The organism is Enterovibrio sp. FF113 (assembly GCF_041439165.1).
Lineage (GTDB): Bacteria > Pseudomonadota > Gammaproteobacteria > Enterobacterales > Vibrionaceae > Enterovibrio > Enterovibrio norvegicus_A.
Window position 1 is genome coordinate 91,714 of record NZ_JBGONO010000006.1, and the last position, 21,005, is coordinate 112,718.

General features: G+C 48.7%; 16 protein-coding genes. 6 read left to right on the plus strand and 10 right to left on the minus strand.

The annotated features are described in order from the left end of the window. Positions 1–299: 299 nt before the first annotated feature. The gene (locus ACED36_RS06425) at positions 300–869 is read left to right on the plus strand and encodes a YitT family protein (RefSeq protein WP_371732997.1); all 570 of its coding nucleotides are present in this window, start codon (positions 300–302) and stop codon (positions 867–869) included. A gap of 129 nt (positions 870–998) precedes the next feature. On the opposite strand, the gene glnB is transcribed toward ACED36_RS06425, so the two are convergent. The 3 genes from glnB to purL form a co-directional block, all read right to left on the minus strand. Beyond that, positions 999–1,337, minus strand: a complete 339-nt coding sequence (gene glnB / locus ACED36_RS06430) for a nitrogen regulatory protein P-II (protein WP_016960918.1) — start codon at positions 1,335–1,337, stop codon at positions 999–1,001. Between the two features lie 113 nt (positions 1,338–1,450). Further along, positions 1,451–1,888 carry a GNAT family N-acetyltransferase gene (locus ACED36_RS06435; RefSeq protein ID WP_017004673.1) on the minus strand — a complete coding sequence of 146 codons (438 nt, stop codon included), beginning with the start codon at positions 1,886–1,888 and terminating at the stop codon, positions 1,451–1,453. Positions 1,889–2,020: 132 nt separating this feature from the next. Continuing rightward, the gene (gene purL / locus ACED36_RS06440) at positions 2,021–5,929 is read right to left on the minus strand and encodes a phosphoribosylformylglycinamidine synthase (RefSeq protein WP_371732952.1); all 3,909 of its coding nucleotides are present in this window, start codon (positions 5,927–5,929) and stop codon (positions 2,021–2,023) included. 370 nt (positions 5,930–6,299) lie between these two features. Between purL and mltF the strand changes: the two genes are divergently transcribed. Together mltF and ACED36_RS06450 are read left to right on the plus strand one after the other, a co-directional pair. Next, positions 6,300–7,781: a membrane-bound lytic murein transglycosylase MltF gene (mltF, locus tag ACED36_RS06445; RefSeq protein ID WP_016960915.1), complete on the plus strand. Its 1,482-nt coding sequence runs from the start codon at positions 6,300–6,302 to the stop codon at positions 7,779–7,781. Between the two features lie 109 nt (positions 7,782–7,890). Continuing rightward, complete coding sequence (locus tag ACED36_RS06450; RefSeq protein ID WP_016960914.1) at positions 7,891–8,052, plus strand: hypothetical protein; 162 nt, start codon at positions 7,891–7,893, stop codon at positions 8,050–8,052. 16 nt (positions 8,053–8,068) lie between these two features. On the opposite strand, the gene tadA is transcribed toward ACED36_RS06450, so the two are convergent. Then, entirely contained in the window at positions 8,069–8,590 is a 522-nt protein-coding gene (tadA, locus tag ACED36_RS06455; protein WP_017005861.1) for a tRNA adenosine(34) deaminase TadA, read from the minus strand. A 4-nt stretch (positions 8,591–8,594) separates the two neighbouring features. Further along, positions 8,595–9,527: a LysR family transcriptional regulator gene (locus ACED36_RS06460; RefSeq protein WP_371732953.1), complete on the minus strand. Its 933-nt coding sequence runs from the start codon at positions 9,525–9,527 to the stop codon at positions 8,595–8,597. Positions 9,528–9,698: 171 nt separating this feature from the next. Between ACED36_RS06460 and ACED36_RS06465 the strand changes: the two genes are divergently transcribed. Together ACED36_RS06465 and fghA are read left to right on the plus strand one after the other, a co-directional pair. Next, entirely contained in the window at positions 9,699–10,829 is a 1,131-nt protein-coding gene (locus tag ACED36_RS06465; RefSeq protein WP_371732954.1) for an S-(hydroxymethyl)glutathione dehydrogenase/class III alcohol dehydrogenase, read from the plus strand. 58 nt (positions 10,830–10,887) lie between these two features. Next, positions 10,888–11,733, plus strand: a complete 846-nt coding sequence (gene fghA / locus ACED36_RS06470) for an S-formylglutathione hydrolase (RefSeq protein WP_016960910.1) — start codon at positions 10,888–10,890, stop codon at positions 11,731–11,733. Between the two features lie 204 nt (positions 11,734–11,937). On the opposite strand, the gene ACED36_RS06475 is transcribed toward fghA, so the two are convergent. The 3 genes from ACED36_RS06475 to guaB all read right to left on the minus strand — a co-directional run bounded on the left by ACED36_RS06475 (position 11,938) and on the right by guaB (position 16,981). Next, positions 11,938–13,497: an AbgT family transporter gene (locus tag ACED36_RS06475; RefSeq protein WP_016960909.1), complete on the minus strand. Its 1,560-nt coding sequence runs from the start codon at positions 13,495–13,497 to the stop codon at positions 11,938–11,940. A 375-nt stretch (positions 13,498–13,872) separates the two neighbouring features. Beyond that, a complete protein-coding gene (guaA, locus tag ACED36_RS06480; protein WP_371732955.1) occupies positions 13,873–15,450 on the minus strand; it encodes a glutamine-hydrolyzing GMP synthase in 1,578 nt (525 codons plus the stop codon). A gap of 64 nt (positions 15,451–15,514) precedes the next feature. Then, positions 15,515–16,981, minus strand: coding sequence for an IMP dehydrogenase (gene guaB, locus ACED36_RS06485; RefSeq protein ID WP_016960907.1), 1,467 nt, complete (start codon positions 16,979–16,981; stop codon positions 15,515–15,517). A 163-nt stretch (positions 16,982–17,144) separates the two neighbouring features. On the opposite strand from guaB, the gene xseA reads away from it, so the two are divergent. Further along, on the plus strand, positions 17,145–18,473 hold the full coding sequence (gene xseA / locus ACED36_RS06490) for an exodeoxyribonuclease VII large subunit (protein WP_371732956.1): 1,329 nt from the start codon (positions 17,145–17,147) through the stop codon (positions 18,471–18,473). 29 nt (positions 18,474–18,502) lie between these two features. Here xseA and ACED36_RS06495 read toward each other — a convergent pair whose 3' ends face one another. Continuing rightward, on the minus strand, positions 18,503–18,739 hold the full coding sequence (locus tag ACED36_RS06495; protein ID WP_371732957.1) for a zinc ribbon domain-containing protein: 237 nt from the start codon (positions 18,737–18,739) through the stop codon (positions 18,503–18,505). A gap of 754 nt (positions 18,740–19,493) precedes the next feature. Beyond that, the gene (gene der, locus ACED36_RS06500; protein ID WP_017004668.1) at positions 19,494–20,990 is read right to left on the minus strand and encodes a ribosome biogenesis GTPase Der; all 1,497 of its coding nucleotides are present in this window, start codon (positions 20,988–20,990) and stop codon (positions 19,494–19,496) included. Positions 20,991–21,005: the final 15 nt, after the last annotated feature.

Consider the following 21,005-nt stretch of genomic DNA (forward strand, 5'->3'; position numbering starts at 1 on the left):
TTTGTATCAATAAACATGGTCATTTTTCATTCTAGTCATGAATTGAATTCATTTTGACCAAAACAACCGTGTGTAAACCTTTGATCTTTACAGTGCGTAACAAGGCGCTGACACTTGTGAGGCGCCAAATTTGCCCGTCCTCTTTTCTACGTATTGCATAGTCTTTAAGATGCCCTGCTTTTTGATTTATTTTGCATGTCGTTGCGTCATTTTCGCATTCATTCACGACACGTGAATTAGCCGTTTTCTAAGGAGTTGAAACGTTGATCCCACAGCCCAAACATACCACCATTGAAGATATGATCGCCATTTTGTCTGGCACTTTTCTTGTCGCCCAAGGTGTGTACTTTCTTCAGCAAGCAGGGCTACTCACAGGTGGAACAACAGGTCTTGCCCTGCTTGTTACGCAATTCGTCGATCTGTCTTTTGGTACGCTGTACTTTTTATTCAACATCCCTTTTTACATCATGGGCTGGCGACGATTTGGCACTCAATTCGCTTTACGCAGTGTGTTCGCGGGCGGTATGGTCTCGCTGATTGTTGATCATATCTCTCATGTATTTACCATCGGCTGGCTGTCACCGCTCTATTGCGGCTTGATTGGTGGGTTATTGATGGGTGTCGGCATGCTGATGATCTTTCGTCACAATGCGAGCTTGGGCGGGTTCAATGTTCTGGCGCTTATTTGTCAGGATAAATTCGGCATTCGTGCCGGTAATGTACAAATGGCCATTGATCTCGGCATTCTATTGGCATCATTCTTCTTTGTTTCGCCGTGGCTGCTGGCCTGTTCGGTGCTGGGCGCGGTTGTGCTGAACCTTGTGCTCACCATGAACCACAGGCCTGATCGCTACGTCGTGTGCTATTGACTGAACGGCCTCAAATAGGCTCTAGAATAGAAAAGACCGCCAAGCTGGCGGTCTTTTTGTTTGTCTCGCGAGCATTGCGCTAACGCGCAAAGATACAGAAGTACAGAAGTACAGAAGTACAGAAGTAGATTAAATCGCTTCTTCGTCTTCTTCACCGGTACGGATACGCACCACGCGCTCCACTTCAGTGACAAAGATTTTACCGTCGCCAATCTTGCCCGTTTGTGCGGTTTCAACAATCGTGTCGACGCACCGATCTGCTGCATCATCCGATACAACGATTTCTAATTTCACTTTTGGCAGAAAATCCACCATGTATTCAGCACCACGATACAGCTCAGTGTGGCCTTTTTGACGACCAAAACCTTTTACTTCCGAGACGGTCATACCCGTGATGCCGACTTCCGCCAATGCTTCACGTACATCGTCCAGTTTGAACGGTTTAATAATCGCTTCAATTTTTTTCATTTCGCATTCCCTTTAAATACCCGCTTTAAGCTTTAGCCAAGCGTTAGCGCCAATGTATTAATTGTAACCCCACTGCGAAGGCTTCGCGCAGCTTTCACAAAAAAATGAGTGGGTTAAACCAGTGATTTCTTCCATTGTGTGGTTTTGGCTTCTTCACAAGCAAATGGCGGTTGATAACCAGAATGGGCTAACAATGCCTGCATGGGCTTACGACCAATCACAGCGCCACAGTCCACTTTTAATTCATGAGTCACGGTCGCGGCGTACGCTTCTAATGCATTCAACAGCGCCTTACCAATACCCTGAAGGCGAGAAGCCTCGTCCACTTCAAGAAGCGTAATAGTCGCATCACTTACCATGATGCCGTTGTGGCGCTTTTCATGCTGTAACACGGCCACAGCAACAGGCACACCGTCTTTCTCTGCCACCAGCATGGGTAACTCCAGGTCGTTTGACGGAACCACCAATGACAACAAAGAAGGAAAACGGGCTTGAAGGGTGTCAGGGGCTTGCCCTGTCGGAATTAGCGTTAAGTTGATTGCACTATCCATTGCTCTTCTCTCCATGTTTTGCCGAAACACTTTACCCTCTCGCCAATACTGGACGCAATCAGATAAAAAAGCCGCCACCCGAAGGTAGCGGCTTGTGTCACAAGTTTTGCATATTTTGCTCGTTGGATACTGCTAACCCAAAGTCACACGTGCGTTGCGGAACATACGCATCCATGCACTGTCTTCACCCCAGTTGTCTGGGTGCCAAGAGTTAGCGACGGTACGGAACACTCGCTCTGGGTGAGGCATCATGATCGTTACACGACCGTCAGTGGTGGTTAACCCTGTGATACCGTTTGGCGAACCATTCGGGTTTGATGGGTAGCTTTCCGTCACTTTACCGAAGTTATCCAAATAACGCAGTGCAATGGTGCCTGATTGCTCAATAGCAGCAAGATGCTGGGCATCACGCACTTCCACACGACCTTCACCGTGAGAAACGGCAATCGGCATACGAGAACCGGCCATGCCACCAAGGAACAAGGATGGGTTTTCCTGCACTTCTACCAGACTGAATCGCGCTTCAAAGCGCTCAGATTCGTTGCGAACAAAACGTGGCCACAAATCCGCACCTGGGATCAGCTCATGCAAGTTAGACAGCATCTGACAACCATTACATACGCCCAGCGAGAAAGAATCACCGCGTTGGAAGAAGCGCGCGAATTGGTCGCGTGCATCATCGTTGAACAAAATCGACTTCGCCCAACCTTCACCCGCGCCCAGCACGTCACCGTACGAGAAACCGCCACAGGCAACCAGACCGTTAAAGCCGTCCAATGACACCTTGCCGCCAAGAATATCGCTCATGTGAACGTCTTTGGCATCAAAACCTGCACGGTCAAACGCGGCGGCCATTTCGACATGAGAGTTAACGCCTTGCTCACGTAAAATCGCCATTTGAGGGCGCGCGCCTGTCGCAATAAACGGCGCGGCAATGTCTTCTTTCACATCAAACGTCAGTGCCGCAGACAAACCTGGGTCGGTCACGTCTTTCTTGGCATCAAATTCTTGTTGTGCGCACGTTGGGTTGTCACGCATTGCTTGCATCTGGTACGTAGTTTCCGCCCATACAGCGCGAAGTTCCGTACGATTTTGTTCTAGCAACAGTGCATCACCGTTCCAAATACGCACCGTATCGTCTTCGATAACCGTACCAATAACGTGAGTGCAATTTTCCAAACCATGCGCAGACAGCGTTGAAAGTACGGAATCTAATTCATCCGTGCGGACTTGAACGACTGCGCCCAACTCTTCGTTGAACAATGCAGCCAGTTCGTCATCACACTCTTCATTGGCAGACAAGGTATTGATGTCTACTTCCACGCCGGTGTGGCCCGCAAACGCCATCTCCGTCAAGGTGACATACAAGCCACCATCACCGCGATCATGGTAAGCCAACAGCTTCTCGTCACGCACCAAAGATTGCATGGCAAGGAAGAAGCCTTTAAGCAGCTCCGGGCTATCAACGTCAGCAGGCTTGTCACCCAATTGTTTGTAAACTTGCGCCAGTGCCGTAGCACCTAGGCGGTTTTGACCCTGACCAAGATCAACCAGCACCAGTGCACTATCACCTTTATCAGTGCGAAGCTGAGGCGTCACCGTTTTACGCACATCGTTCACACGGCCAAAGGCTGTGATCACCAGAGACAATGGAGAGGTATTTTCTTTCTGCTCACCATCTTGTTCCCAACGGGTCTTCATCGACATGGAGTCTTTGCCGACTGGAATCGTCAAATCAAGCGCGGGACACAGCTCTTCACCAATCGCTTTCACGGCTTCATAAAGACCCGCGTCTTCGCCTGGGTGACCTGCTGCAGCCATCCAGTTTGCAGACAGATTAATGCGTTTCAAATCGCCAATATCCGCACACGCGATATTGGTCAGCGCTTCCGCGACCGCCAAGCGTGCAGAAGCGGCGAAATCAAGCAAGGCCACTGGCGTACGCTCACCCATCGACATGGCTTCACCATGGTAGGTGTCGTAACTTGCTGCCGTGACAGCACAGTTCGCCACAGGTACCTGCCATGGGCCAACCATCTGGTCACGTGCAACCAAACCTGTGACCGTGCGATCACCAATGGTGATCAGGAAGGTTTTCTCTGCAACCGAAGGCAAGCGCAGTACGCGCTGTGACGCTTCTTCGACAGAGATGCCTGCACGTTCAACCGCTTTGCCTTCCACTTTTTGTGTTTGCACGTCACGGTGCATTTTAGGGGGTTTGCCCAGCAAAACATCCAACGGCATATCAATTGGCGTATTATCGAAATGGCTGTCTTCCAGCTCAAGATGACGCGCTTCGGTGGCTTCACCGACAACCGCATATGGCGCACGTTCACGCTGACAAATCGCATCAAATACGCCCATGTTTTCTGGCGCTATCGCCATCACATAACGTTCTTGTGATTCGTTACACCAAATTTCTAACGGGCTCATGCCCGGCTCGTCGTTTGGCACGTTACGCAATTGGAATTTACCACCACGCTCGCCATCATCCACAAGCTCAGGCAAGGCATTAGAAATACCGCCCGCACCCACATCATGGATAAACGCAATTGGGTTGTCGTCACCCAACTGCCAACAACGGTCAATCACTTCCTGACAACGACGTTCCATTTCTGGGTTTTCACGCTGCACAGAAGCAAAATCCAGATCTTCCGCTGACTGGCCAGAGGCCATTGAAGACGCTGCGCCACCACCCAAACCAATGTTCATGGCTGGGCCACCAAGTACAATAAGCTTGGCGCCGACTGGAATTTCTTTTTTCTGAACATGCCCATCGCGAATGTTACCCATACCACCAGCAATCATGATCGGCTTGTGGTAACCACGGACTTCTTCACCGTTGTGCGAGGTGACTTTTTCTTCGTAGGTGCGGAAATAACCCAATAGGTTAGGACGACCAAATTCGTTGTTAAATGCCGCGCCACCTAATGGGCCTTCTAGCATAATGTCCAACGCATTCACGATACGGCTAGGCTTGCCGAAATCTGTTTCCCAAGGTTGTTCAAAACCTGGGATACGCAAGTTGGACACGGAGAAACCGACCAAGCCTGCTTTTGGCTTACCACCGATACCAGTCGCGCCTTCATCGCGAATTTCACCACCTGACCCCGTCGCTGCGCCAGGCCAAGGTGAAATAGCGGTTGGGTGGTTATGTGTTTCCACCTTCATCAGAATATGTGTCGCTTCCTGATGGTAATCATACTGACGTGATTCAGGGTTCGGGAAAAAACGTCCTACGCTTGAGCCTTCCATAACAGCAGCGTTATCTTTGTACGCAGATAACACATAGTCGTTGTTATGCTCGTAGGTGTTCTTGATCATCTTGAACAGGCTCTTGTCCTGATCCACACCGTCAATAGTCCAATCAGCATTGAATATTTTATGGCGACAATGCTCTGAGTTTGCCTGAGCAAACATCATCAGTTCGATATCGTTAGGGTTGCGACCCAGCTTGGTAAAGCTTTCCACCAAATAATCGATTTCATCGTCAGCCAAAGCAAGACCCAACTCCACGTTGGCCACTTCCAAGGCTTCACGACCCGCAGAAAGGATATCTACCGCTTTCATCGGTGCTGGCGTTGCTGCTGCAAAGAGTGCTGACGCCGCATCCATATCAGCAAATACCACTTCCATCATTCGGTCATGGAGCAAACCGGCCAACACTTTATGTTGGTCAACAGACAGTTCAGATGCCAATTCAACATAATAGGCCGTGCCACGCTCAAGGCGTTTAATCGCATTTAGACCGCAGTTGTGCGCGATGTCAGTCGCTTTTGAAGACCAAGGAGAAATCGTGCCAGGACGAGGGGTTACAAGAATAAGGGTGCCCGTAGGCGCGTGCTCAGCAATCGTTGGCCCATAAGTGAGCAGACGATTCAGCTTTTGCTTCTCATCGGCACTCAAGGGAGTACTGATATCAGCAAAGTGGATATACTCGGCATAGAGGCCAGTCACAGGCAAGTCATTCGCCTGACAGCTTTCTATCAGTTTATTGACTCGGAATTCGGACAGAGCGGGGGAACCACGCAAAATTTCCATGTGCGTACGTCTCTCGGTTAGCGGTGAATTAAAGTGATATTGGCCTAACCCCATGAGTTTTATGTCGTAACATAAATGGGAAAGCTACGTCGATATCACTTCTGTTCTTGCTGCTAGGGTATCTCCTAGTGTTCGGGGCGCTATTATAGGGTAAAAATGTGGGCGACGTAACACTTGACGCAACCGTTTGCGCAACTTTTTTTCCTCGACGATGACTGTCATTATTCTGCGTCTAAACTAAGGTACCCATCCAGCTTCACTTTATGCGGGATGCCACCTTTGATATAACAGTCGGTAATCAATAAAGAGTGAGCATAACTTTTTGAACGCGAATGCTATAAAACGAATCTATCAACTGCTTGTTGGCACAATGTTAGTGCTGTTTCTTTCCGGTTGTGAATGGAAATACGATGACAGAACTGAACTAGACAAAATTCGTGACAGTGGCGTACTTCGCGTAGGGACACTGAACAATCAACTTTCCTATTACATTGGCCCAGACGGCCCAACAGGGCTCGACTTAGAACTTGCCTCGCAATTCGCACAAAGTCTTGGTGTGAAACTGGAAATGCAGCCTGCTTACACCCTTTCAGGTCTCTTTCCAGCGTTAGAGCGTGGCGACGTCGATATCATTGCTGCTGGACTAACGATTACCAAAGATCGCCTTGACCATTTTCGCCCAGGTCCTGCTTACTATTATGTCAGCCAGCAATTGGTCTACAAAAAGGGTCACTGGCGTCCGCGAAACCTGTCAGAGCTGAACAAAGATGGTGCACGCATTGCCGTGGTTGAAGATTCCAGTCATGCCTTGACACTGCAAGCCATACAACGTGAATTTCCAGAAATGATCTGGGAAAGTGTTAAAGACACCGATGACGACGAATTGCTGAAACAAGTGGCTGATGGCCAATTGGACTTCACCATTGCTGATTCCGTCGACATTGCGTTAATTCAGCGCATTCACCCCGCTATTACTGTTGCATTGGAGCTGACAGAAGACGAACCCGTCGCTTGGTTCATGAAGAAATCACAAGATGACAGCGTTTACGCTTTGATGATTGAGTTCTTCGGCAAAAAAACACAAAGCGGTGAATTAGCAGCGCTAGAAGAAAAGTACTTTGGCCATGTCGACAGTTTTGATTACGTCGATACTCGCGCCTTTTTGCGCGCTATTGACAGTAAACTGCCGAAGTGGGAGCCGCTATTTAAAAAATACGCGGATCAGTTTGATTGGCGAATGCTGGCTGCACTGTCCTATCAAGAATCACACTGGAATCCACGCGCTGTTTCACCCACCGGTGTTCGCGGCATGATGATGCTGACGTTACCCACGGCAAAATCAGTCGGTGTGAAAAACCGTCTTGATCCGGAGCAAAGCATTCGTGGCGGCGCTGAATATCTCTATAAAATGCTGCAACGAGTACCAGACAGCGTCAACGAAAATGAAAAAATCTGGTACGCACTGGCATCCTATAACATCGGATTTGGCCACATGATGGATGCGCGTCGATTGACGAAATCACAAGGCGGCAACCCTGATTCATGGGCTGATGTGAAACAGCGCTTACCATTGCTTGCTAAACGCCAGTACCACAAACAAACGCGTTATGGTTACGCCCGAGGTTATGAAGCCTTGAGTTACGTTGAAAACATTCGCCGTTATTATCAAAGTATTGTTGGCTATGAGCAGGATAAAGCGCAGGCAATTGGTGCAGACCTTACGGATAATCTTGATGGATTGCAGACGATCAATATTGAGACTTCGCCCGATGAGGTGGAAGCATTAACACAAACCGATGTGATTGAGCCTGTCTCAGAAGAGAGCCCAGCAAAAGAAGCCAATGACAAATAGGGGATCCCTCTTGTCATAGTGTGTTCACAATGGCAGGTTATAACCTAGGTGTCAGAGACAACAAAAACGCAGCACTGGCTGCGTTTTTGTCTAAATAGGAACTGAAAATATGTTTGCTAACAAACGAAAAACGCAGTCCACTTTTGCACGTAACTCAAGCTCAGCATCAAACCGACGTAAGCGCATGCGCAACGTTAACCTGAAAAAAGTATTGTGGCGTCAACGCACCTTTGCCATTCGAGAATTTGCCATGATGGACGAGAGTTTCTAATTCGGCAAAGCGTCGCTTACTCTGGGTCTTGCGCTGAGTCGTTAATGCGCTTACGTGCATCTCTATCGGCTTTTTTCTCCGCGCGACGACGACGGAAAAAGGCTTGTAACTGCGCCCGACACTCCTCTTCCATCACCCCACCTTGATAAGCAACATGGTGGTTAACACCGTCGTAGCTCAGTAAGTTCATCACACTTCCCGCCGCGCCTGTTTTGTAATCCGGCGCCCCATACACGACCCTTCCAACGCGACTATGCACCATCGCACTCGCACACATTGGGCACGGTTCTAAAGTCACATACAACACAGCGTCTAACAGTCTGTAGTTTTGTAGCACCTTACCCGCTTGACGAAGAGCCATCATTTCAGCATGCGCCGTGGCATCATGTTGACCGATAAGACGGTTCCACCCCTCACCAATCACTTCGCCGTTAAGCACCACGAGTGCACCAACTGGCACCTCACCTTCGGCTTCCGCTTTGGCAGCTAATGTCATCGCATGCTGCATAAATTGCTGATCTAATTCGTTTTGAGTCACTGTGCTATCTGCCTGAGGATGTTGCAGCGCGCAGTATATCATTCTGTGTAGCGGTTGATCTCGCTCCGTGTGCTAAACCGTCAGCCAAAAAATCCACCAGCAATTTCACCCGTAATGATTGCAAGCGACGATGAGGAAACAACGCCCATATCCCCTCTTCCATATCTTGATACGCATTCAGCACGCGAACCAACTCGCCCGATGCCAACGCTTCATCAATATAATAATCAGGCAATTGAACCAGCCCCATCCCGCGCTTGGCGGCATCAACCAAGCCCACACCACTGTTGCAGCGCAGGCTGCCCTTAACGCGCACCGTGCACTCTTTGCCACTCTCACGAAAACGCCAGTAATCATGCTGTCCGCGCAGGCAATTAAAATGCGGTAGTTCCGACAAGGTATGAGGTGTGCCAAATTTAGAGAGAAATTCTGGCGCACCACAGACAATTAATTTACGGGTTGCAAGACGCTTACATACCATGGAGGAATCCGTCAGTCGCCCCAATCGCAGTGCAAAGTCACAGCCAGAGTCAATCAAATCAAGCGGCGTATTGGTCAGGTCGATATCAACATGGATTTCAGGGTACCTGTCCATAAAATCGAGGATCAACGGCATGACCACCTTTTCCCCGTAAGTGACAGGCGCGGTCAGTTTGATATGACCATTAGGGGTTTCTTGCAATTGTGTCACGGCACTTTCCGCTTCTTTTAGCGCATCAGCGACCATACGACAGTGCTGGTAATAGACATCACCTTCTTCAGTCGTCGACACTCGGCGAGTCGTTCGATAGAACAATCGCGTATTTAGCCTTTCTTCCAGCATGGCGACTTGCCGGCTTACGTGTGCCGTCGAAATACCCAGCCTTTTTGCCGCCTTGGTAAAACTTGCTGTTTCAACCACTGCCAGAAATTCAGAAACACCCTGCCAATTCGCCATTGTTACACACCAGTAAAAGTTAATTGCTAGGATTATGGATTATCAATACCAACGAAACAATTAGACTAGGTAATGAAAGTGGGGTTGTCACACAATTGGACACATGATCCCTTCAAATTTGACCTACGGTTAGTCGAGAAGGACTGATCACATGCATAGAGGACAGAGTCAATGGCGGAACAATTTATTAAATCTCGCGCAGCAGTCGCTTGGGAAGCAGGCAAACCGCTAAGCATAGAAGAAGTTGATGTCATGCTACCTAAAGCCGGTGAGGTATTGGTACGTATCGTTGCAACAGGCGTATGCCACACAGACGCATTCACTCTGTCAGGCGATGATCCAGAAGGTATTTTCCCTGCGATCCTGGGACATGAAGGTGGCGGTATCGTCGAGCAAATCGGTGAAGGCGTAACCAGTGTTAAGGTTGGTGATCATGTGATCCCGCTTTACACGCCAGAATGTGGCGAATGTAAATTCTGCCTATCCGGTAAAACCAACCTGTGTCAGAAAATTCGCGAAACCCAGGGCAAAGGGCTAATGCCAGACGGTACCACGCGTTTTTACAAAGATGGCCAGCCGATTTACCACTATATGGGTTGTTCAACGTTTTCTGAGTACACCGTGTTACCCGAAATCTCACTAGCCAAAGTGAACAAAGACGCCCCTCTCGAAGAAGTCTGCTTGTTAGGCTGTGGCGTAACAACAGGCATGGGCGCGGTACTTAACACTGCGAAAGTACAAAAAGGCGATACCGTTGCTATCTTCGGCCTGGGTGGTATTGGCCTATCTGCCATCATCGGCGCTGCGATGGCGGGCGCTAGCCGCATCATTGGTATCGACTTGAACGAAAGCAAGTTCGAACTGGCAACCAAGCTAGGCGCAACCGATTGCATCAACCCAAGTAAGTTCGATCGGCCAATCCAAGATGTGATCGTGGAAATGACCGACGGTGGCGTCGATTTCTCGTTCGAATGTATTGGTAACGTCAACGTGATGCGTTCAGCCCTCGAGTGCTGTCACAAAGGTTGGGGCGAGTCGGTGATCATCGGCGTGGCAGGCGCAGGCCAAGAAATTTCAACACGCCCATTCCAATTGGTGACAGGCCGCGTATGGCGTGGCTCTGCATTCGGTGGCGTTAAAGGCCGTTCAGAACTGCCTGAAATTGTTGATCGCTACCTCGCTGGCGAGTTCAAGCTTGATGACTTTATTACCCATACCATGGGCTTGGAAGGCGTTAACGAGGCGTTTGACCTGATGCACGAAGGTAAGAGTATTCGTTCTGTCATCCACTTCGACAAGTAGCCCTTTACGGTGACAACAACGTGGGCGCACTCATGGTGCGCCCACACTGGAGCCCAACATGAGTCTTGAAAATACCAGCAGCAATCGCAGCTTTGGCGGTTGGCACAAGCAATACACACACACTTCTCGCACTGTGCACTGCAACATGCGATTCGCCATCTATCTTCCGCCGCAAGCTTCTGAATCAAACAAAGTGCCCGTGCTCTATTGGCTATCAGGCTTAACCTGCTCAGATGAAAACTTCATGCAAAAAGCGGGCGCGCACAAGTTGGCGGCAGAATTAGGCATCGCGATTGTCACCGCTGACACCAGCCCGCGTGGCGACAATATTCCTGATGATCCCGATGGCGCGTATGATTTTGGCGTCGGCGCTGGGTTTTATTTGAACGCTACCGAAGCACCGTGGAATCGTTATTACTACATGTACGATTACGTGGTGAAAGAACTGCCTGCGGTGATTGAAGGCCATTTCCCCGTCAGCGACGTGAAAGCTATCTCAGGCCACAGCATGGGCGGACATGGGGCACTAACCATTGCACTGAAAAACAGTGATGCCTATCGCTCGGTATCTGCATTCAGCCCTATCGTTAATCCATCAGTCGTGCCTTGGGGACAGAAAGCCTTTACCAATTATTTAGGTGACGATACGTCGACGTGGCTGGAATATGATGCATGCGCTCTGATCAAAACCGCGGAGAAACACGTGCCAATGTTGGTTGACCAAGGGGATGGCGATCAGTTTTTGCATGATCAGTTAAAACCGGGCCATCTGCTGCAAGCAGCCGAAGAAGCGGGTTACCCGTTAGAGCTTCGCATGCAGGAAGGTTATGACCACAGCTATTACTTTATTGCCAGTTTCATTGATGATCATCTTCGCTTTCACGCACAGCACCTCAAAGGCTGAATATCTAGCTAGCATTTGAAAACAAAAAACCGGCCGAGGCCGGTTTTTTTTATCTGACGGGGCAACTAACGGTATCCATTAGAAGCCCAGTGGAATGTTGAAGTTAACCAACACCATCAACATTGCGGTCTATTCCCTGACGAAAACAGCCGCCTATAACGTCATACCAATCAGAAAAAGCGAAGTCGCTTATTGCTCACTCGGCTACAACTGATAGGTGTACGGTGCTTGAATACCCAATGGAATACCCAATGCCCAGTATGCCAGCAAGAAAAGACTCCAGCCGATCAACATAGCAATCGAGTAAGGCATCATCATTGAAGCCAAGGTACCAATACCAGTGTTCTTCACGTAACGCTGACAGTAAACCACCACTAATGGGAAGAAGACCATCAACGGAGAAATGATGTTAGAGACAGAGTCACCGACACGATAACCTGCTTGTGAAAGCTCAGGGGAAATACCCAATGCCATCAACATCGGCACAAGGATTGGACCAATCAACGCCCACTTCGCAGAAGCAGAACCAATCAACAGGTTCACACACGCCGTCAGTAAGATCATGCCAATAATTGTCATTTGACCTGGCATGTTAAGTGCTTTTAGAAGCTCTGCGCCTTCTAACGCCAACAATGTACCAATGTTTGATTGGCTGAATGCGGCAAGGAACTGCGCACAGAAGAATGACATGACCAAGTAGCTACCCATGGTAGACATGGTCTGGCTCATTGCCACAATGATGTCGCCTTGCTTCTTGAACGTCCCTGCTACGCGGCCATATACCACACCAGGAATGACGAAAAGAATAAAGATCAGCGGTACAATTGACTTCATCAACGGTGCAGAGAATGCAGTTAACTCACCTTCTGGTGAACGCAGTGCTGATGTTTCAGGAATAAGCGCAAAAACTAGTAGCGCAATACCCGCCAGCATCGCAAAGCTTGCGCGATTGAACGCCTTGCTTTCAATGTCGGTGAAGCTACCCAGATCAGGGGCTTTCTCGGCATCGTCATCAATAGGCAATTTGCTTAGACGCGGCTCGATGATTTTTTCAGTCACATACCAACCGATTGCCACGATCAAAATCGAAGACAAGCCGGTGAAGTAAATGTTTGCCAGTGGATTGACCAAGTAATCTTTATCAAGTACTTGTGCCGCTGATTGAGTAAAGCCGGCAAGAAGCGGGTCGATACCAGAAGGAATGAAGTTCGCAGAGAAACCGCCTGATACACCAGCAAATGCCGCCGCAATACCCACAAGAGGATGGCGACCTGCCGCGTGGAAGATGATGCCACCCAGCGGGATAACCAGAACGTAGCCCGCATCTGCTGCGGTGTGCGAAACGATAGCCACCAAGATCAATGCTGGCGTCAGCAATTTCTTCGGTGTCACGTTCAGCATTTTCTTCAGGCCGGTGGTGATAAAACCTGAAGCATCCGCAACACCAACACCCAACATCGCCACCAGCACGATACCCATAGGGGCAAAGCTAGTGAAGGTGGTGACCATGTTAGCGAGGAAGTTAGCTAGCGCAGTGCCAGTCAACAAGTTATTAATTTCTACAGTCTGGCCGGAGATTGGGTGTATCAGGCCAAAATCAACCTGAGAAAGAACGGCAGACAGACCCCATACGATTAATAACCCGTAAAAGAACAGTAATGCTGGATCAGGGATTTTGTTCCCTGCTTTCTCAATCCCATTGAGAAACTTGTCCATTGCGCTCATCGGCGCGTCTGGAATGTTGTCCATAGCATGGTTACTCATGTAAAGCTCCATGGTTAATTGTGTGTGTTTGCATCGTGTATTCTGAATCTTTCGATTCAGACGACGTCATCATTATTCAGCAGCATAAAATACATACTTAATTCTTTTTTGGCAGGGGTAAATATCAATTTAACTCACAAAAAAAGAAGATTGATTCAATATTCACACAACAAATAAACACAATGGATACAAGGTGAATCCTGAGCGGCAACAATTCCAAAGAAATCGTTACTTCAGAACGAAAGAAAGAGTATTAGGCAAGGTTAGGGCACGCAGCGTCACGGTATTGAGAGCGCATGACAGAAAGTTAGACACAAAAAAGGCACGCAATGCGTGCCTTTCATCTTTCTCTTTCATCTTTTAATCAAAGAGGAATTATTCCCACTCGATCGTTGCAGGTGGCTTACCAGAAATGTCATAAACCACACGGCTGATGCCGTCGACTTCATTGATGATACGGTTTGATACCTTACCCAAGAAATCGTAAGGCAGATGCGCCCAATGTGCAGTCATGAAATCGATGGTTTCAACAGCACGCAAAGAAACAACCCAATCGTATTTACGGCCATCGCCCATTACGCCCACTGAGCGCACAGGTAGGAATACCGTGAAGGCTTGAGACACTTTGTTATACAAGTCTGCGTTATGCAATTCCTCAATGAAGATAGCATCAGCACGACGAAGCAAATCACAGTACTCTTTTTTCACTTCACCCAACACGCGAACACCAAGGCCTGGACCTGGGAACGGGTGGCGGTAAAGCATGTTGTAAGGCAGGCCAAGCTCAAGACCAATCTTACGCACTTCATCCTTGAACAGTTCTTTAAGCGGCTCAACCAATCCCATTTCCATGTCGTCTGGCAGACCGCCAACGTTATGGTGAGATTTGATCACGTGTGCTTTACCCGTCTTCGATGCGGCAGATTCGATCACGTCAGGGTAGATAGTGCCTTGCGCCAGCCACTTCGCGTTGTCCAACTTCTTCGATTCTTCATCGAATACATCAATAAACACGTGGCCAATTTTCTTACGCTTAGCTTCTGGATCAGCAATGCCTTCAAGTGCAGAAAGGAAGCGTTGCTCCGCTTTCACATGAACGATGTTCAATCCGAAATGATCGCCAAACATGTCCATAACTTGCTCGCCTTCATTAAGACGTAGCAGACCATTATCAACAAATACGCACGTTAACTTGTCACCGATCGCGCGGTGAATAAGCATAGCAACAACAGAAGAATCCACACCGCCTGACAGGCCTAGGATCACTTCGTCATCACCCACTTGCTCTTTGATGCTTTCAATGGCGTTTTCAATGATCGATGCTGACGTCCAAAGACGCTCACAACCACAAATGTCGAGAACGAAACGCTCAAGCATGCGGTGACCTTGACGAGTATGTGTCACTTCTGGGTGGAATTGCACACCATAGAAACGCTTCTCTTCATTGGCCATTGCCGCGAATGGGCAAGTATCGGTTGACGCCACTTTCACGAAGTCAGCTGGGATCTCGACCACTTTGTCACCGTGGCTCATCCATACATCAAGAATGCCTAAGCCTTCTTCGTTGATAGAATCTTCGATACCTTCAAACAGGCTACCCGCATTGTCGAGAGTGACTTTTGCGTAGCCGAATTCGCGTTCCGTTGATCCTGAAACTTTACCGCCAAGTTGCGCGGACATGGTTTGCATGCCGTAGCACACACCCAAAACAGGCACACCAGCGGTGAACACATATTCCGGTGCACGAGGAGAACCCGCTTCCGTCACACTTTCAGGGCCACCAGAAAGGATGATGCCATCTGGGTTGAAGTCACGAATATCCTGCTCATCGACGTCCCAGCCCCACAATTCGCAATACACACCGATTTCACGGATACGACGCGCAATAAGCTGCGTGTACTGTGAGCCGAAGTCGAGGATCAGAATACGTTGGTCGTGAATATTTTTAGTCATTTCAGCTTGTCTCAAAATGTCAGCGATTCAAGGGGCAACGCCCCTTGGTATTTGTAAAAAAGGATTACTGCCCAGTACGGTAGTTTGGCGCTTCTTTCGTGATCGTCACATCATGTGCGTGCGATTCAGTCATGCCTGCACCTGTGATGCGAACGAATTCTGCTTTTGTGCGCAGAGCATCAACCGTTGCAGAACCCGTTAGGCCCATGCACGAGCGCAAACCACCCATTTGCTGGTGAATAATTTCTTTCAGACGGCCTTTGTAAGCCACGCGGCCTTCAATGCCTTCAGGTACAAGCTTGTCGGCAGCGTTATCTGTCTGGAAGTAGCGGTCAGATGACCCTTTAGACATGGCACCCAATGAGCCCATGCCACGGTAAGACTTGTAAGAGCGGCCTTGATACAGCTCAACTTCACCCGGAGACTCTTCAGTACCCGCTAGCATTGAGCCAACCATTACACACGATGCACCAGCGACAATCGCCTTACACATGTCACCAGAGAAACGAATACCGCCGTCAGCAACGACAGGGATGCCGTATTGGTCAGCCACTTCAACTGCGTCAGAAATCGCAGTGATTTGTGGCACACCCACACCGGTCACGATGCGCGTAGTACAAATTGAACCCGGGCCGATACCGACTTTTACTGCGTTGACGCCCGCTTCGATCAGCGCTTTTGCACCAGAACCGGTTGCGACGTTACCGCCAATGATTTGCAGATCAGGGAATGCCGCACGTGTTTCACGAATACGCTGAAGAACACCTTCAGAATGACCGTGAGAAGAATCGATAAGCAACACGTCAACACCGGCTTCAACCAGTGCCGCAACGCGTTCTTCGTTGCCAGCACCCGCGCCAACAGCTGCACCGACACGTAGACGGCCTTTTTCGTCTTTACACGCGTTGGGTTTGCGTTCTGCTTTTTGGAAATCTTTTGCTGTGATCATACCGCTGAGATGGTGGTCATCATTCACAACCAACACTTTCTCAACACGGAATTGTTGCATCAGCTTTTGCACTTCTTCAGGGCTTGCGCCTTCTTTCACTGTTGCCAGACGATCTTTTGGTGTCATCACATCAGCCACTTTCAGGCTAAGGTCGATAACAAAGCGAACATCACGGCCAGTGATGATACCAACAAGCTCATTGCTCTCAGTCACCACAGGGAAACCTGCAAAGCCATTACGCTCAGTCAGCATTTTCACATCTGCAATGGTTTGATTTGGGGTAACAGTGACTGGGTTGGAGACCACACCTGCTTCGAAAATTTTCACCAAGCGAACTTGTTCTGCTTGTTGTTCGATAGTCATGTTTTTGTGGATGAATCCGATACCGCCTTCTTGAGCTAACGCAATCGCGAGACGGGCTTCTGTCACTGTGTCCATCGCCGCTGAGATCAGAGGGATATTCAGAGAAATAGTTTTCGTCAGTTGAGTACGTAAGTCGGCAGTGTTTGGAAGAACTGTGGAGTGTGCTGGAACCAGCAATACATCATCAAAAGTTAGTGCTTCTTTAGCTATTCGTAACATTGCAATATCTCACGCCAAAAGTAAATACGGGGGACTAAATATTGCCGCAGCATTATACTGATGACGCAAACGTTTGGCTATAGATTTTAACGAAAACGTTTGGCATTCATTTTTTGCCCCAGTACCATGACGAAAACCCGCTGATATTGAAGGCTAACTGGTGATGACAAGCCCTAACGAAAACATTTTCACCGTCTCTCGTTTGAACGCCGAAGTTCGTCTTCTGCTCGAGAACGAAATGGGCATCGTCTGGCTGGTTGGCGAAGTATCAAATCTTACCGTTCCTGTGTCTGGCCACTGGTATTTCACCCTCAAAGACAGCCGTGCTCAGGTGAAATGTGCCATGTTCAAAGGCAACAATCGCCGTGTGACCTTTAAGCCAGCCAACGGCAATCAAGTACTGGTTCGCGCCAGATTGTCCTTGTATGAACCGCGCGGCGACTACCAAATCATTGTTGAAAGCATGCAGCCGGAAGGAGATGGCATGCTTCAGCAGCAATTTGAGAAGCTGAAAATGCAACTGGCGGCGGAAGGTCTGTTTGCAGCCAGTACCAAAAAAACATTACCCGAACAGCCAAGACGCGTCGGGATCATCACCTCAAAAACTGGCGCAGCCCTTCACGATATTTTGCATGTATTAAAGCGCCGGGACCCAAGTCTGCCCGTGGTGATATACCCTACTCAAGTTCAGGGAAAAGACGCGGCGATCCAAATAGCGCAAGCGATTGGCCGAGCCAACAGTCGTGACGAGTGTGATGTGCTTATTGTGGGACGCGGTGGCGGTTCGTTAGAGGACTTGTGGTGTTTCAACGAAGAAATAGTGGCGCGCACCATTGCAGCAAGCAGCATTCCTATTGTCAGTGCCGTGGGTCATGAAGTCGATGTAACCATCGCCGACTTTGTTGCGGACATGCGCGCACCCACGCCTTCTGCTGCGGCTGAATTGGTGAGCAGAGATACCTCAGTACGAGCCCAACAGTTTTCGCAACGCAGTGATCGGCTGGCACATGTGTTCAGTCGACACCTATCACGCAGCCAGGAGCGCCTCACACGCCTGCAACACCGATTGGCAATGCAACACCCCCAAGCTCGTCTGCAACAGCAAGCACAGCAGTTTGACGAGCTCGAACGTCGTCTCTACCAATCCATGCGAACCAAACTGCAAACTGATGCGCAGCGCCTAGATAGAGCGAGTCAGCGATTAGAGCGTTTCTCGCCAGCGAACCAACTGCCAGGACTCAGCACGCAATTAGGATACACACAGCAGCGCTTAACTGACGCCATGCACCGTCAGTTACGCCAACATCAGCATGAATTAGCCCTAAAAATGGAAACCTTGGACGCAGTCAGCCCGCTCGCCACACTGGCTCGAGGATATTCGATCACTCGAGGCAAGAATAACAAAGTGATCCGGTCTGACCGTGACGTGAAATCCGGCGATCAGATCACCACAGTATTATCGAGCGGCGAGATCCAATCCACAGTGATCTAGGATCGCGTCAAAGCACGTCTAGAACGGTGTCATTGCGACGCCGTTTTTTGTGTCTCAAATACAATTCTCGCGCTCGAGCGAGACTTCAACTCATTGCACTGATTGCAGAAATAATTCGTCGCACCACACGCCTGCAGCTTTTCTAATTGCACGTCGCAGGTTTGACAATACCCCTGTTTTATAAAGACTTTATCGCAAGGTCCACAGCGATACGTGCCCTGTTCCCAACGCAGTACCACACCACACTCTGGGCAGTTATTTTCCATACATCATTCCCCTTAGCTGTCCAAGTCGCACTTTTATACGCCCATATTTTCTGTATTCGTTTTACGCGCTATTCTAACTTAACGCTGAGATCTAACAGAACAGCCTCTCGCTGGATCCTATCAAGATCGTCTGATCGAGGTGTTTATGGGATCCGATCAGCGATCTACCCCTAAAAGAATATTTATCAATACAACTCCCGAAAGCATAAGTTACATGTTCTGCATTTGGATTTTAAGCGATATAAAATTCCAATAAACTTAAAAATTATCAAATTTATCAGTATTTAGTAAATACAAGTTGCTTTAGTAGCCGAGTAAAAAATCACCTTAGTGCCCTAGAACGATATTTCTCGCTTTCATGCCCCCGTAAATGTGACAAAGATCTATATTAGGCTGCAAAATAAGCAACAGATCACACATCAATAGTGTCAGATCATGCGAGTTTTAATCAAATAGACGCTAATGAATGGCGATACTATCCACAGATTATCGGAAGAATATCGCCAATGTATAAATTACATGAACTGTCATTCAATCTTCATCGTTTCGGCTAATAGTAATCGGACTAAACTTTACGCAGGAAAAATCAACAAGAGCAAGGAAGAGATTGCACTCAGTCGTTACGCGACTAATACCTAAGCAACCACAGGGTGCTTGTTCAGCAAGAATGACTGAATACTTGTTCCGGTTGGTATGAATGACAGGCATAAAAAAACCGACCACTAAGGTCGGCTTTCTTCTTTTCACAGTATGATTACTTCTTACCGCGATGTTTTACCATATCCATCAGTCGCTTACGTTGGCGAGACTGAGAGATAGTCAGGTTTTCTTTCTTGCCTTCAAATGGGTTTTCGCTGTTTTGGAACTGAATGCGAATTGGTGTACCCATGATTTTCAGTGATTTGCGGTAGTAGTTCATCAGGTAACGTTTGTACGCAGCGGGCAGCTCACGCACTTGGTTACCATGAATAACAATGATTGGTGGATTGTAACCGCCTGCGTGCGCATATTTCAGCTTCACACGACGTCCACGGATCATTGGTGGCTGGTGATCATCTTGCGCCATACTCATGATTCGAGTCAGCATTGAAGTGCTAATACGCTTAGTCGCAGACTCATACGCTTCTTGAATTGACTCAAACAAGTGACCAACACCGGTTCCATGCAATGCAGAAATAAAGTGAATACGGGCGAAATCAACAAAGCCAAGACGACGATCAAGTTCTGACTTCACGCGGTCTTTCACATCATTGTCCAGACCATCCCATTTGTTCACGGCGATCACGATTGAACGGCCAGCGTTCAACGCAAAGCCCAACAAGCTTAGGTCTTGGTCTGAAATGTTTTCACGCGCATCAATCACCAATAACACAACGTTGGCATCTTCAATGGCTTTCAGCGTTTGAATAACAGAGAACTTCTCTACTTTTTCGTTCACACGCTTACGACGGCGAACACCGGCTGTATCAATGATCACGTATTCACGGCCATCACGCTCCATCGGAATGTAGATGGAATCACGTGTGGTACCAGGCATATCGAATACCACGACACGGTCTTCGCCAAGAATACGGTTAGTCAGTGTCGATTTACCCACGTTTGGACGACCAATGATACTGAACTTGATCGGACGATTACGCAGACGCTCTAGCGCCGATTCCGCATCTTCCTCAGTCAGCTCTTTGTCTTCGTCTTCAAAGTCTTGCTCGCCAGTTAAATCAACCAAGCCTTCCTCGTCAGCTTCTTGTTCAGCCAGCGATTCTGCAAAAGGTTTTAATGCACGGTCAATCAGACCAAGTACACCACGTCCATGCGCCGCAGCGATTTGGAACATGTTGCTCATGCCTAACTGCCAGAATTCCGCACTGGCAGCATCAGCATCAATACCGTCGACTTTGTTCACCACAAGGAAGGTTGTCTTTTCACGGCTGCGAAGATGCTGCGCAATCGCTTCATCTGCAACCGTCAGGCCTGCGCGGCCATCAACCATGAACAACACGACATCCGCTTCTTCAATCGCCGCCAGTGACTGCTCAGCCATTTTGGTTTCAACACCTTCTTCGGTACCGTCGATACCACCAGTGTCCACCACAATGAACTCATGCTCACCCAGCATGGCTTTTCCGTATTTACGATCCCTGGTCAAACCCGGAAAATCGGCCACCAGCGCATCGCGCGTCCTTGTCAGCCGGTTAAAGAGTGTCGACTTCCCCACATTTGGACGCCCAACAAGGGCTACTACAGGAATCATACTGACCTCTTAAAA

Coding starts and splice junctions, on each gene's coding strand:
- guaB (WP_016960907.1), bottom strand. CDS start 16,981: ATGTTACGAATAGCTAAAGAAGCACTAACTTTTGATGATGTATTGCTG.
- mltF (WP_016960915.1), top strand. CDS start 6,300: ATGTTAGTGCTGTTTCTTTCCGGTTGTGAATGGAAATACGATGACAGA.
- purL (WP_371732952.1), bottom strand. CDS start 5,929: ATGGAAATTTTGCGTGGTTCCCCCGCTCTGTCCGAATTCCGAGTCAAT.
- der (WP_017004668.1), bottom strand. CDS start 20,990: ATGATTCCTGTAGTAGCCCTTGTTGGGCGTCCAAATGTGGGGAAGTCG.
- ACED36_RS06425 (WP_371732997.1), top strand. CDS start 300: ATGATCGCCATTTTGTCTGGCACTTTTCTTGTCGCCCAAGGTGTGTAC.
- ACED36_RS06450 (WP_016960914.1), top strand. CDS start 7,891: ATGTTTGCTAACAAACGAAAAACGCAGTCCACTTTTGCACGTAACTCA.
- ACED36_RS06475 (WP_016960909.1), bottom strand. CDS start 13,497: ATGAGTAACCATGCTATGGACAACATTCCAGACGCGCCGATGAGCGCA.
- glnB (WP_016960918.1), bottom strand. CDS start 1,337: ATGAAAAAAATTGAAGCGATTATTAAACCGTTCAAACTGGACGATGTA.
- ACED36_RS06435 (WP_017004673.1), bottom strand. CDS start 1,888: ATGGATAGTGCAATCAACTTAACGCTAATTCCGACAGGGCAAGCCCCT.
- ACED36_RS06465 (WP_371732954.1), top strand. CDS start 9,699: ATGGCGGAACAATTTATTAAATCTCGCGCAGCAGTCGCTTGGGAAGCA.
- ACED36_RS06495 (WP_371732957.1), bottom strand. CDS start 18,739: ATGGAAAATAACTGCCCAGAGTGTGGTGTGGTACTGCGTTGGGAACAG.
- ACED36_RS06460 (WP_371732953.1), bottom strand. CDS start 9,527: ATGGCGAATTGGCAGGGTGTTTCTGAATTTCTGGCAGTGGTTGAAACA.
- xseA (WP_371732956.1), top strand. CDS start 17,145: ATGACAAGCCCTAACGAAAACATTTTCACCGTCTCTCGTTTGAACGCC.
- fghA (WP_016960910.1), top strand. CDS start 10,888: ATGAGTCTTGAAAATACCAGCAGCAATCGCAGCTTTGGCGGTTGGCAC.
- guaA (WP_371732955.1), bottom strand. CDS start 15,450: ATGACTAAAAATATTCACGACCAACGTATTCTGATCCTCGACTTCGGC.